The organism is Bacillus sp. LR_5, assembly GCF_042709275.1.
Genome location: NZ_JAVAXX010000189.1, coordinates 1 through 13,039, shown reverse-complemented (window position 1 = coordinate 13,039; position 13,039 = coordinate 1). Strand labels below are relative to the sequence as shown.

The 13,039-nt window shown below is 43.2% G+C and carries 14 protein-coding genes; 12 read left to right on the top strand and 2 right to left on the bottom strand.

Annotated features, from left to right (window positions below; all coding sequences use genetic code 11):
- The 8 genes from cwlO to RAC86_RS26640 form a co-directional block, all read left to right on the top strand.
- On the top strand, positions 1-1,252 hold a 1,252-nt coding region (cwlO, locus tag RAC86_RS26675; protein ID WP_377886201.1), incomplete at its 5' end, for a peptidoglycan DL-endopeptidase CwlO.
- 204 nt (positions 1,253-1,456) lie between these two features.
- Entirely contained in the window at positions 1,457-2,407 is a 951-nt protein-coding gene (gene trxB / locus RAC86_RS26670; RefSeq protein ID WP_377886200.1) for a thioredoxin-disulfide reductase, read from the top strand.
- A 317-nt stretch (positions 2,408-2,724) separates the two neighbouring features.
- A complete protein-coding gene (locus RAC86_RS26665; RefSeq protein WP_010886622.1) occupies positions 2,725-3,201 on the top strand; it encodes an 8-oxo-dGTP diphosphatase in 477 nt (158 codons plus the stop codon).
- A 25-nt stretch (positions 3,202-3,226) separates the two neighbouring features.
- Complete coding sequence (gene rapZ / locus RAC86_RS26660; RefSeq protein ID WP_003243903.1) at positions 3,227-4,114, top strand: RNase adapter RapZ; 888 nt, start codon at positions 3,227-3,229, stop codon at positions 4,112-4,114.
- 1 nt (position 4,115) lies between these two features.
- Positions 4,116-5,069: a gluconeogenesis morphogenetic factor gene (mgfK, locus tag RAC86_RS26655; protein ID WP_046161093.1), complete on the top strand. Its 954-nt coding sequence runs from the start codon at positions 4,116-4,118 to the stop codon at positions 5,067-5,069.
- A gap of 22 nt (positions 5,070-5,091) precedes the next feature.
- On the top strand, positions 5,092-6,042 hold the full coding sequence (whiA, locus tag RAC86_RS26650; protein WP_003243775.1) for a DNA-binding protein WhiA: 951 nt from the start codon (positions 5,092-5,094) through the stop codon (positions 6,040-6,042).
- Positions 6,043-6,065: 23 nt separating this feature from the next.
- Positions 6,066-6,323: an HPr family phosphocarrier protein gene (locus tag RAC86_RS26645; protein WP_003219835.1), complete on the top strand. Its 258-nt coding sequence runs from the start codon at positions 6,066-6,068 to the stop codon at positions 6,321-6,323.
- Positions 6,324-7,088 (top strand): arylamine N-acetyltransferase family protein, encoded by a 765-nt coding sequence (locus RAC86_RS26640; RefSeq protein ID WP_015714771.1) that lies wholly within the window; start codon positions 6,324-6,326, stop codon positions 7,086-7,088.
- A 35-nt stretch (positions 7,089-7,123) separates the two neighbouring features.
- Here the strand turns inward: RAC86_RS26640 and RAC86_RS26635 are convergent, their stop codons facing one another.
- Positions 7,124-7,333 carry a lipoprotein gene (locus RAC86_RS26635; RefSeq protein ID WP_003243327.1) on the bottom strand — a complete coding sequence of 70 codons (210 nt, stop codon included), beginning with the start codon at positions 7,331-7,333 and terminating at the stop codon, positions 7,124-7,126.
- A gap of 146 nt (positions 7,334-7,479) precedes the next feature.
- Between RAC86_RS26635 and psdR the strand changes: the two genes are divergently transcribed.
- From psdR to psdB, 4 genes are all read left to right on the top strand, one after another.
- The gene (gene psdR / locus RAC86_RS26630) at positions 7,480-8,193 is read left to right on the top strand and encodes a two-component system response regulator PsdR (protein WP_003244535.1); all 714 of its coding nucleotides are present in this window, start codon (positions 7,480-7,482) and stop codon (positions 8,191-8,193) included.
- Positions 8,187-9,257, top strand: a complete 1,071-nt coding sequence (gene psdS, locus RAC86_RS26625; RefSeq protein ID WP_046381357.1) for a two-component sensor histidine kinase PsdS — start codon at positions 8,187-8,189, stop codon at positions 9,255-9,257. Before psdR ends, psdS begins: the two co-directional genes overlap by 7 nt.
- An 82-nt stretch (positions 9,258-9,339) precedes the next feature.
- Positions 9,340-10,119, top strand: a complete 780-nt coding sequence (psdA, locus tag RAC86_RS26620; RefSeq protein ID WP_003228167.1) for a lantibiotic ABC transporter ATP-binding protein PsdA — start codon at positions 9,340-9,342, stop codon at positions 10,117-10,119.
- Positions 10,094-12,034 (top strand): ABC transporter permease, encoded by a 1,941-nt coding sequence (gene psdB / locus RAC86_RS26615; protein WP_213414834.1) that lies wholly within the window; start codon positions 10,094-10,096, stop codon positions 12,032-12,034. Before psdA ends, psdB begins: the two co-directional genes overlap by 26 nt.
- 37 nt (positions 12,035-12,071) lie before the next feature.
- On the opposite strand, the gene RAC86_RS26610 is transcribed toward psdB, so the two are convergent.
- Positions 12,072-13,039: 2-hydroxyacid dehydrogenase (locus tag RAC86_RS26610; RefSeq protein ID WP_377886199.1), on the bottom strand; the 968-nt coding region annotated here is incomplete at its 5' end.

The following is a 13,039-nucleotide window of genomic DNA, read 5'->3' as shown; positions in this document are numbered from 1 at the left end:
GAAGGAAAAAGAATTAACTGAGCTTCAGGAAAATCAATCAAAGATTGAAAAAGAACTGAAAGACATTAACGCTAAGGCGCTTGATACAAGCAACAAGATCGAAGATAAAAAAGAAGAAAATGATAAAACAAAAGAAGAAATCAAAAAACTGAAAAAAGAGATTAAAGAAACTGAAGCACGCATCGAAAAACGCAATGAAATCCTGAAAAAACGCGTTCGTTCTTTACAGGAAAGCGGCGGATCTCAAGGATACATAGATGTTCTTTTAGGATCAACAAGCTTTGGTGACTTTATCTCTCGTGCGACTGCGGTTTCATCTATTGTGGACGCAGACAAAGATTTAATCAAACAGCAAGAGCAGGATAAAGCGAAGCTCGAAGATTCTGAAGCGGATTTGAATGACAAGCTGAAAGAAGTTCAAGCTGCATTGGCTAAATTAGAAACAATGCAAAAAGACCTTGATAAACAGCTTAATGAAAAAGACAAGCTTTTCGACGAAGCAAAAGCAAGCCAAAAGAAAACGGCTAAAGCGATTTCTGAATTAAAATCAGAGGCGTCTGAACTTGCAAATCAAAAAGCAAATACTGAAGCTGAACAAGCACGCATCAAAAAAGAACAAGAAGCAGCGGCTGCTTTGATCAAAAAGCAGGAAGAAGCACAAAAAGCATCTGATGAAACACAAACAGATGACAGTCAAACGGCGACAACTGAATCAGCAAAAGCAAGCTCATCTGATGATTCTTCAGACAATTCTTCTAACGGTTCATCAAACAGTTCGTCAAACGGCTCATCTTCTAAGAAGAGCAGCGGCTCAAACAGCAATTCAGGCGGCACTGTTATCAGCAACTCTGGCGGAATTGAAGGCGCGATCAGCGTTGGTTCAAGCATTGTAGGACAATCTCCGTACAAGTTTGGCGGCGGACGCAGCCAATCTGATATCAACAACCGTATTTTTGACTGCTCATCATTCGTACGCTGGGCATACGCTTCTGCAGGTGTTAACCTTGGACCTGTAGGCGGGACAACTACTGATACGTTAGTTGGCAGAGGACAAGCTGTCAGCGCGTCTGAAATGAAACGCGGAGACCTTGTGTTCTTTGACACTTACAAAACAAATGGACACGTAGGAATCTACTTAGGAAACGGTACTTTCCTAAACGACAATACATCTCATGGCGTATCTGTTGACTCTATGAGCAATCCTTACTGGAAAAAAGCATTTAAAGGCGTTGTAAGACGTGTTGTTCAATAATAAATATGACAAGGGCCTTCTAAAACAGAAGGCTCTTTCTTTATTAACATATACCCTTTTCGAATACATTTAATCGTGTTGAGCAAAAAAATAGCGTATCACCATGAGATTTTATAGGATATGGGTAAGGAATACGTTTGATGGGGATTCTTATCTTATAAGAAAGAGCCCAAACTTGAAAAGATGGTTTAAGGAGTGAATAGTGTGTCAGAAGAAAAAATTTATGACGTGATTATAATCGGCGCGGGCCCTGCTGGGATGACGGCCGCTGTATACACATCAAGAGCGAATTTATCGACATTAATGATTGAAAGAGGAATTCCTGGCGGACAAATGGCCAATACGGAAGATGTAGAAAACTATCCTGGATTCGAAAGTATCCTTGGGCCTGAGCTTTCTAACAAAATGTTTGAACACGCGAAAAAATTCGGCGCTGAATACGCTTATGGCGATATTAAAGAGGTCATTGACGGCAAAGAGTACAAAGTAGTCAAAGCTGGTTCAAAGGAATATAAAGCCCGTGCTGTCATCATTGCTGCAGGTGCGGAATATAAAAAAATCGGCGTGCCTGGCGAAAAAGAATTGGGCGGACGCGGTGTATCTTATTGTGCAGTATGTGACGGCGCTTTCTTTAAAGGCAAAGAACTTGTCGTTGTTGGCGGCGGAGATTCCGCGGTTGAAGAAGGCGTATATCTGACTCGTTTCGCTTCAAAAGTAACGATTGTTCACAGACGTGATAAACTCCGTGCTCAAAGTATTCTTCAAGCGAGAGCATTTGATAATGAAAAAGTTGACTTCCTATGGAACAAAACTGTGAAGAAAATTCATGAGGAAAACGGCAAAGTCGGTAACGTAACGCTTGTCGATACGGTAACCGGTGAAGAAAGTGAATTCAAAACAGACGGCGTATTCATTTACATCGGCATGCTTCCTCTGTCTAAACCGTTTGAAAACCTGGGCATTACGAATGAAGAAGGCTATATCGAAACAAACGACCGCATGGAAACTAAGGTTGAAGGGATTTTCGCTGCCGGAGACATCCGCGAAAAATCACTGCGCCAAATCGTAACGGCTACAGGAGACGGAAGCATTGCGGCACAAAGCGTACAGCATTATGTCGAAGAGCTCCAAGAAACGCTGAAAACCTTAAAATAAAAAGGGCTGTCATACGAGTTTCACATTACGTTACTGGGTTTTAATTCCGCTGTAACACATGTGTAATGCTTTTCGGTTATGATTAATAAAGTAATTGACCCCCTTTTTATAATGAATACACTTTTTTGGCACGGATTCTCCAGTTATCCGTGTCCTTTTTTTGTCCATAAATAAAAGAGAATTCCAGTTACAGCAAAATCATCTGAATTAAGGAATGAATATGCTGTAAAATAGAAGAAAAGATTGTCAATGTCTCTTCATTGTGGGAGGCATCTTGAAGCGGTATAATAAAGAGACGATGACAGGACGAAGGTTAGGTGACGTACTTGCAAAGAGTGACAAATTGTGTGCTTCAGACGGATGACAAAGTTCTTCTGCTTCAAAAGCCGAGACGCGGATGGTGGGTCGCGCCGGGAGGCAAGATGGAGAGCGGAGAATCAGTCAGAGACTCCGTCATCAGAGAGTACAGAGAAGAGACTGGTATCTATATCATAAATCCTCAATTAAAAGGCGTTTTTACCTTTATTATTAAAGACGGTGACCACATTGTCTCCGAGTGGATGATGTTTACGTTTGTCGCTGATTCATATACAGGACAAAATGTATCAGAATCAGAGGAAGGCAAACTGCAGTGGCACGATGTCAATGACATTCAGAACCTGCCTATGGCCCCTGGAGACGGCCATATCCTTGATTTTATGATGAAGGGACAAGGGCTGCTGCACGGCACATTTACGTATACACCGGAATTTGAGCTGCTCAGTTATCGTTTAGACCCGCAGCACATCAAATAGAAAGACAAGTCAGGGGGGGAGAAAGATGAGTGTTAGTGAATCACATGATATTCAGCTTGTCATTATAACCGGAATGTCGGGAGCGGGGAAAACTGTCGCGATCCAAAGCTTTGAAGATCTCGGCTATTTCTGCGTCGATAATCTTCCGCCTTCATTGCTTCCGAAGTTTTTAGAGCTGATGAAGGAATCAAATTCGAAAATGAGCAAAGTTGCGCTCGTGATGGATCTGCGCGGCCGCGAATTTTTTGACCGGCTGATTGAAGCGCTGGATGAAATGGCCGAAAATCCGTGGATCACACCGCGAATTTTATTCCTGGACGCGAAGGATTCCATTCTCGTCACGAGATATAAAGAAACGAGACGCTCGCATCCGCTGGCAGCGACTGGCCTGCCGCTTGAAGGCATTGCGCTGGAACGAGAGCTGCTTGAGGAATTAAAAGGCCGCTCTCAAATCATTTACGATACGTCTGACATGAAGCCGCGTGATTTGCGTGAAAAAATCGTGAAGCACTTTGCGACAAACCAAGGAGAGACATTTACCGTAAATGTCATGTCATTTGGTTTTAAATACGGTATTCCAATTGATGCAGATCTCGTCTTTGATGTCAGATTTTTGCCGAATCCGTACTATATCGAAAGCATGCGGCCGCTGACTGGCAAGGATAAAGAAGTTTCCTCTTACGTCATGAAGTGGAATGAAACACAAAAGTTCAATGAGAAATTAATTGATCTGCTGAGCTTTATGCTTCCATCTTATAAAAGAGAAGGAAAAAGCCAGGTTGTCATTGCGATCGGCTGCACAGGGGGCCAGCACCGCTCTGTGACATTAGCCGAGAATTTAGCTGATTATTTCAAAAAGGATTACTATACTCATGTTACTCACCGGGACATTGAAAAGAGAAGCCGGAAATAAGATGGGACAAAAGCCGAAAATTGCAATCTTTGGCGGCGGTACAGGTCTTTCTGTATTGCTTAGGGGCTTAAAGCATAAACCTGTTGACATCACGGCCATTGTAACAGTTGCCGATGATGGGGGAAGCTCTGGCCGTCTGCGGAATGAACTGAAAATTCCGCCTCCCGGAGACATCAGAAATGTGCTTGCCGCTTTATCCGATGTGGAGCCGCTTGTTGAAGATCTTTTTCAGCACCGCTTCAATAAAGGGAATGACTTAACAGGCCATTCTCTCGGGAATTTGATTTTGGCAGCGATGACAAATATAACCGGTGATTTTTTTCACGCTGTCACTGAAATGAGCAAGGTGCTGAATGTAAGAGGAAAGGTTTTGCCGGCTGCAAATACCAGTGTCGTTTTGCATGCTGAGATGGAAGACGGCCGCGTGGTATCAGGCGAGTCAACGATCCCAGAATACGGACAGCGCATTAAGCGTGTTTTTCTCACGCCTGAACAGATTGATCCGCTGCCGGAAACAATAGACGTGATCAGGGAAGCGGATTTGATTATTATCGGCCCGGGAAGCCTCTATACAAGCATTCTTCCCAATTTGCTCGTCCCAAAAATCGGGGAAGAAGTGATAAAGGCGCCCGCGAAAAAAGTATACATTTGCAACGTGATGACTCAGCCCGGCGAAACGCTCCATTACACCGCTGCTGATCATGTGAAAGCGCTCAATCAGCATATGGGCTGCGGTTTTATTGATACGATATTAGTGAACAGTGAAGACATTCCCGACGAAATAAAACGTAAGTACGAAATGGAATCGGCGCGTCCTGTTGATTTTGATATCGAAGAGCTGAAAGCGATGGGGCTTGAAGTCATCAGAGATCAAATTGTAACGTATAAAAATGACGTAATACGTCACGATACACATAAAGTGGCCTCTCTTCTTGTTGATTTACTGAAAGAATGAAGCCTTGAAATGAGGTGGCTATATGTCATTTGCATCAGAAACAAAAAAAGAATTAACGAATCTGGAAGTGAAGGACTGCTGCATTAATGCCGAGCTGTCTGCACTCATTCGGATGAATGGAGCTTTATCATTTACAAACCGCCATCTCGTACTCGATGTTCAAACCGAAAACGCGGCGATTGCCCGCCGCATCTATACATTGCTGAAAAAACAATATGATGTGTCGGTCGAGCTGCTGGTCAGAAAGAAAATGCGGCTGAAAAAGAATAACGTCTATATTGTGCGTTTTTCAGAAAATGCAAAAGCGATCTTAGAGGATTTAAAAATACTCGGGGAGAATTTTGTGTTTGAACGAAGTATTTCGAAAGAGCTGGTCAAAAAGAGATGCTGCAAGCGTTCTTATATGAGAGGAGCATTTTTGGCAGGAGGTTCGGTCAATAACCCGGAAACCTCCTCGTATCATTTAGAAATCTTCTCTCTTTATAAGGAGCATAACGATTCATTATGTGACCTGTTAAATGAGTTTCAGTTAAACAGCAAAACGCTTGAACGAAAAAAAGGCTACATTACCTATTTAAAAGAGGCTGAAAAGATTACAGAGTTTCTAAACGTAATTGGCGCTCACAATTCGCTTCTGCGATTTGAGGATGTCAGAATCGTCCGGGACATGAGAAATTCGGTCAACCGCCTCGTCAATTGTGAAACAGCCAACTTAAACAAAACGATTGGCGCATCGCTGAGACAGGTGGAAAATATTAAATACATCGATGAAAGAATCGGCCTGGAGGCGCTGCCTGAAAAACTTCGGGAAATTGCGCAGCTTCGGATTGATTATCAGGAAGTGACGCTGAAAGAGCTGGGGGAAATGGTAGCAAGCGGGAAAATCAGCAAATCAGGGATCAATCACAGGCTGAGAAAACTTGACGAAATCGCAGAACAGCTGCGGACAGGGCAAACCGTCACTTTAAAATAACCGTAAAGAAAAGGGGAGATCTTATGGTTCAACAGAAAGTGGAAGTTCGATTAAAGACAGGACTGCAAGCACGTCCTGCTGCTTTGTTTGTACAAGAAGCAAACCGGTTTACGTCAGATGTGTTTCTTGAGAAGGATGGGAAAAAAGTAAACGCCAAAAGCATCATGGGGCTGATGAGCCTTGCGGTAAGCACAGGCACTGAGGTTACCTTGATTGCCCAGGGAGAAGATGAACAAGAGGCGCTGGAGAAGCTGGCTGCTTACGTTCAAGAAGAAGTTTAGGTGATAAAAATGAGTGACTTTCTAAAAGACTGCTTTCAGAAAATTGGCTGGGAGAAAGATCATGTCAGCTTCGGCGATCTTCCCCTTTTTCTCAAAGCAATGGCATACCGTTTTCCATTCGAAAACCGTGCCGTACTTGCAAAAGAGAATTATAAGATCACAAAAGAAGAGCTATGGCGACGTCTGCTCAAAGATCAGCATGGCGGCCTATGCTACGATCTAAATGGTTTCCTTTATTTTGTCTTGCATGAGGCCGGGTTTCATGTGAAGCTCATTCGAGGAACGGTTTATGCAGGCAATCAAGAGGGATGGGCACTAGAAGGGACGCATGCTGCTGTATGGCTGTCTGCGGAAAATGGCGATTACCTCGTTGATATCGGCTTCGGCATCAACCTGGCGCTCCAGCCGATACCGCTTTCCGGAGAAACGGTACAGTCACCAGTTGGGTCATTCCGAATCAAAAAAGAAGAGACAGAAAAGGGCAGCCATGTTCTGCTGATGGACAAAGGAGAAGGCTGGCAAATTGGTTACGCCTTTACTCTTGAAGAGAGTGATCTCGGTGATTTAGATAACATGAAGGACATCATTCACTCTCATGAAAAATCTCCTTTTAACAAATCCCCGCTTGCCTCAAAGCTGACGCCGAGCGGAAGGATGGTCATGTCAGAGCGCCATTTTACGATTCATGAAAACGGCAGTGACATTCAAAAAAGTGACATTGGCCCTTCAGAATTTGAAGAGAAATTAAATACTCATTTTTTGTAACGTGAAAAGCTTGCAGGTTATCTGCAAGCTTTTTCTTATGAACAAGTGTAGATTGCTGTATCAAATGCGTCTTCTGGGATATACAGTTTTCCCTTTTCGTATTTATAAGGAATTTCATTCTCTTTAAAACACTCTTTGGTATAGTCAGTTAGTGTATCCCCAATTTCTATGTATTTCCCGGTATAGTTGGGCTGACATGCTGAAAGAATTGACGTCATTGCCAGAAACAGCATAATTTTCTTCATTACGACACCTGCCTATTATGAAAATTTTACCTTTATCATTCTATCATAACGAAAAGAAAAAGACCGATTTACTATTCCGCACATGCTATAATAATTTTGGAATCTTCTAGAAAAATCATCGTGATGTACATATAAGGGGGATCAACGTGTATCGGATTTTGCTTGTGGAAGATGATGAGCGGATTGCTTCTTTGCTGGGCGGTCATCTTCAAAAATACGGATATGAAGTGAAAATTGCTGAACAGCTGAATGATATAAAATTGGAATTTGCAGAAATGAAGCCTGATCTTGTGCTGCTTGATATCAACCTGCCTTTTTTTGACGGATTTTATTGGTGCAGGCAAATCCGTACCATTTCCAATGCGCCGATTATCTTTATATCGGCACGGACCGATGAGCTGAATCAGGTAATGGCGATTGAAAATGGCGGCGATGATTATATCACAAAGCCGTTCCATCTAGAGGTAGTGATGGCCAAAATCAAAAGCGTCCTGCGCCGCACATATGGTGAATACTCGCCCTCTTTGCCGCAGGAATCAAGAATAGTGGAGCTTGGCGGGCTAACGATTTATCCTGATCAAAATGAAGCGGAGTGGAACAGCGTCCGGATTTTGTTTTCCCAAAAAGAATTCCAGCTTCTCTCGATTTTTGTGAGGGAGCATAAAAAAATTGTCTCTCGTGATGAACTATTGGAGGCGTTATGGGATGACGTTGATTTTGTCGATGACAATACGTTAACGGTCAATGTCAACCGGCTGCGGAGAAAACTGGAGAATGCAGGACTGACAGATTGCATTTCCACAATCAGAGGACAAGGCTATCAATTTCAAGTCAATCGGAAGGATGAAGCGGAGTGTTAAAGACTTATCTCATCGACCGCTTAGCCATTATTCTATTTTCATTATTAGGGATAGGGTCCGCCATGCTGATTGCGTATTTAAGCATTGTAGAGAGCGGCGCAGAACCTTCCAAAGAAAATATGATGTACATATGGATTTTGCCCGGTACTCTTTTAGCCGCAGGTTTTGCTGCTGATTATGTTCGGCAATTTTCCTTTCTCACATATGTTAAAAAGCTTGCAGAACAAGCCTCTTCTTCGAATGACATCGGACAGTCTTTGAAAGCCCGAAAGCCAAGAACAGGAGAGCAAGCGCTTTGGACGAAAATGATCAACGCACTCGGGCAGCAATACGAAAGCAGGCTCTCACAATATATCAATCAGCAAAAACAGCATTATACCTTCACCAACCAATGGGTCCACCATATGAAAACACCGGTATCCGTCATATCCTTAATGATTCAGGAAGGAAAAAACGGAACCTCATCCTCTTTTCCGACGTTCTTAGAGGAGCTGGAGGATGAGAATGAGAGATTTCGTTACGGTCTTGATATGATGCTGCAAACGGCTCGGCTGGAGGAATTTGCATTTGATGTAAAGCCGCAAACCTTTGATTTGGCAGAAATGGTTCGTTCACTGATCAATCAGGAAAAACGTCAGTTTATTAAACGGCGCCTTTTTCCAACATTACATGTGCCGCCAAATGCCGTTCAGATTTCCAGTGATCAAAAGTGGCTTTCCTTTGTTGTCGAGCAAATCCTTTTCAACGCCTTAAAATATTCAAAGCAAGGTGTGGGAGACCCTATTACAATCCGGATTGAAACACAGGGACATGAGACGCGATTGTCGGTTGCCGACGAAGGAATCGGCATACCGCCACAGGATCTGCCGCGGATTTTTGACGCGTTTTTTACCGGAGAAAACGGACGAACCATGAAAGAGGCAACTGGAATGGGCCTTTATTTAGCAAAACAGGTGTGCAGCCGTCTCGGCCATAAGCTGTATGCGGAATCAAAAGAAGGGGCTGGCACTGTGATGACCATCGTGTTTTCAAGTGACACCCTCGTGAATGTGACAGCATTGTAAGGTTGGGGAGCGGAATTGCAAGAAAGTTCGATGGGAGGATGCTGACTTCCTTTTTATAATAAAGAAAAAGGAGGAGCAGAACATGAACGTGTTGCAAACAACGAACCTATCGAAAACGTACTATTCAAATAAAGGAACAATATCATACCAAGCGCTCAGCGCCTTTGATCTCAGTGTGTCAAAAGGGGAATTTGTCGGGATTATGGGGCCGTCGGGAAGCGGAAAAACCACGCTTTTGAATTTGCTGGCTACCATTGATAAGCCGACCCAGGGCGAGATGATGATCAACGGCATTCAGCCGAAAACGTTAAAGGACCAAGAGCTGGCTTTGTTTCGCAGAAGAGAACTCGGCTTCGTCTTTCAGGATTTTAATCTGCTTGATACGCTGACGATTCGTGAAAATATTCTCTTGCCGCTCGCATTGGATAAGGTAAAGCTGAGAGAAATGGAAGCCCGATTGGATGAACTGGCGGATACGCTGCAAATCAAGCACATTCTCGATCATCGCACATATGAGGTTTCGGGCGGACAGCAGCAGCGGGCAGCCTGTGCCAGAGCGATTATTCACAATCCGGCGCTCATCCTTGCCGATGAACCGACAGGAAACCTCGACTCAAAATCGGCAAAGCAAGTGATGAACACACTGGCTCAGCTGAATGAGGAAAAGGAAGCGACGATTCTGTTGGTTACGCATGATGCCACAGCAGCAAGTTTCTGTAAACGAATTGTTTTTATTAAAGACGGACGTTTCTTTTCAGAGATTCACAGAGGAACAAACAGGCAGGTGTTTTATCAAAGTATATTGGATACCTTGAGTGTGTTGGGAGGCGATTTTCATGAATTTGAGAACTATCGCCCGTAAAAACATTCTTGGGAATCTGCAACGGTATGTGGCCTACTTTTTAAGCTGTGTGTTTGCCGTTTCGGTGTTTTTTGTCTTCACATCATTTATTTTTCATCCTGATGTCAATGAAGACAATATATATGGCGGAAGCCTTGTCAAAACATGCTTGAGCGCAGCTCTTGTCGTCATCATTGTGTTTTGTATATTTTTCATCACATATTCCAATTCAGCGTTTTTGCAGGCAAGAAAGAAAGAGTTTGGGCTGCTGACACTGTTTGGCACATCAAAGCAGCAGCTTCGCAAGATGATTTATTATGAGCAGTCACTTATTTCTCTTGCGGCGATTGCGGCCGGCATTGGAGCAGGCCTGTTATTTTCAAAACTGTTTTTTATGATTATGACATGGATGCTCAGCGTGAAGGTGCCGATTTCGTTTGCCATTGTGCCGAAAGCGTTTGTGATGACAATTGCCGGCTTTCTCATCCTGTTTCAGACGCTGCTCATTTTATCACTGGGACGGATTCGGAAGCTGGAAATCATTGAACTGATTAAATCGGCCAAAAAGCCGAAAAGTTTGCCGGTTTATTCGAAATGGCTCACTGTATTGTCTTTGCTATGTCTTGGCAGTGGTTATTATCTATCTGCAACAGCCAATGCCATTGACATGATGTTTCGGGTATTTCCAATTTTGATTTTAGTGTTAGTTGGCACGTATTTCTTTTTTACACAAAGCAGTGTGGCGTTTTTCCGCATGCTGTACCGAAAGAAACACAGCTTCTACAAAGGCACGAATATCATTGTGCGTTCCAACATGATATTCAGGCTGAAGGATCATGCACGCATGCTGTTTTTAACCTCTGTCATTACAGCGGTCATACTAACAGCTACAGGTGTCATCTATATGTTTTATTCCGATTTACAAAGGCAGGAGGAGCAAAGCATTCCTCAGTCTGTTTCCTGGGTGGAAAAGGATGCTTCCCGCTTTCAGGTCATGAAGCCTGAGACAGCTGAGAATACATTGAAAAAAGCTCATGCTGTTATCAAGTATAAGGTGGATGCCACAGGGATTCCTGTCACTTTTCAGTCAGACTTGCCGTATGGAAATAAGAAGATGGAAGCGGAAGCTTTGCTGATTTCAGAAAAAGTCTATAATCAAGTCGCAAAGGAAAAAGGGTTCCCAGTTATTCATTTACAAGAAAATGAAGCATTTATTAATGTTTCTTTTCAAATGATGGTGAAAGACACATTTGGAGAAGGGGAAACAGCAGCATTTCATATGAAGTCAGGAAAAAACCTTTCCTACGTCATGAAAAAGCAGCAAAACAAAGGGATATTGATGTCTGTCGATGGAGTCAGCCGTTTATTGGTTGTCAGCGAAAAGAGCTTTGACAGTCTGTCACAGGATGTGCCGCTGAAGGAACAGATGAGAATGGTAGGTTATGAGCTTGAGCATTGGCAGGAGACGGTGGATGTCTCTGAAAAGCTTGAAAACATGGTGCCGAAAGAACATACATCTGATTTTCAAACACGTGCTCCTAGTTATCAAATTGTGAAGCAGGGAGTTGCATTAATGCTGTTTATTGGTCTGTTTGTCAGCGTGCTGTTTTTTATCGTGCAAGGAAGCATGCTGTATTTGCGGATGTTTACGGAAATAGAAGATACGAGAGTGCAGGTGTTAGCCTTAAAAAGGATAGGGGTTACGGACAAAGAGATTCACTCGATCCTTGGAAAGCAAATAGGATTTTTATTCTTCATCCCATTTATCGCAGGTACGATTCACGCGGGCTTTGCGTATGCAGCGTTAAGTAATATGCTGAATTCCAATTTATTTCTTGAGGCCGTAATTGTCATCTTCATTTATTTTGTATTCCAGGCTGTTTATTATATCGTCACCCGCCATATTTATAAGCGTGCTGTTCTTCAGCGTATGTAATATGAAATCCGGTCTGTTATCAGACCGGATTTTTGATTTATTGAAATTCTCTTGTAAGATTTTTCGGTGTTTGCCCTTGGATCGCTGCGAGCATATTTTCGGCAGCCTGTTTGCACATGTTGAAGCGCACTTTAGCTGTTGCTGAACCGATATGAGGAAGCAGCGTGACATTATCCAGCTGCAGGAGCGGATTATCTTGGGTGACAGGCTCTTTTTCGTATACATCTAAGCCGGCTCCCCTGATCCAGCCTTCCTGAAGAGCGCGAATCAGTGCTTTCTCATCAACTGTCTTTCCCCGGGAAATATTGACGAAAATTGCTGAATCCTTCATCAACTTAAATTCGCGTTCTCCTATCATGTGATAGGTTTCATCAGTCAGCGGCGTAATGAGAAGAATAAAATCAGATTGCTCCAGCAATGTATCAAGCTCTGCATACTTAACGCCGATGCTGTCTTCTGTTTCTTGTTTGCGATGTCGGTTATGATAAAGCACTTCCATATCAAAACCAAATTTGGCGCGTCTCGCTGCTTGTTCTCCAATTCTGCCCATGCCGATAATGCCTAACGTTTGATGATGAACATCAATTCCGAAAAGCGCTTCCTCTTCCACGGTTCCCCATTTTCCTGCTCTGACAAAACGGTCCAGTTCGGCAACACGTCTGGCGGAAGACAGAATCAGTGAAAAAGCCAGATCTGCAACTGTGTCATCCAGTGTATAAGGTGTATGAGTCCCGACGACTCCTCTTTCTTTCATTGCTTCTATATCGAAGTTATCGTAGCCTACTGATTGGTTGCTGACCACTTTGAGCTTAGGCGCGTGTTCCAGCAACTCACGATTGATTGACGGCCCGGAAGTCCCTGACGTTAAAAGCCCTTCCGCATCTTTTAATTTTTCAAATAGCACGTCACTCGGAAGCGTATCCTCCTGCCATACTTCATAACGGCAATGTTCACCGATGAATGCTTCAATCTCTTCAGGAATCGGTTTTGTGATAAATACAAATG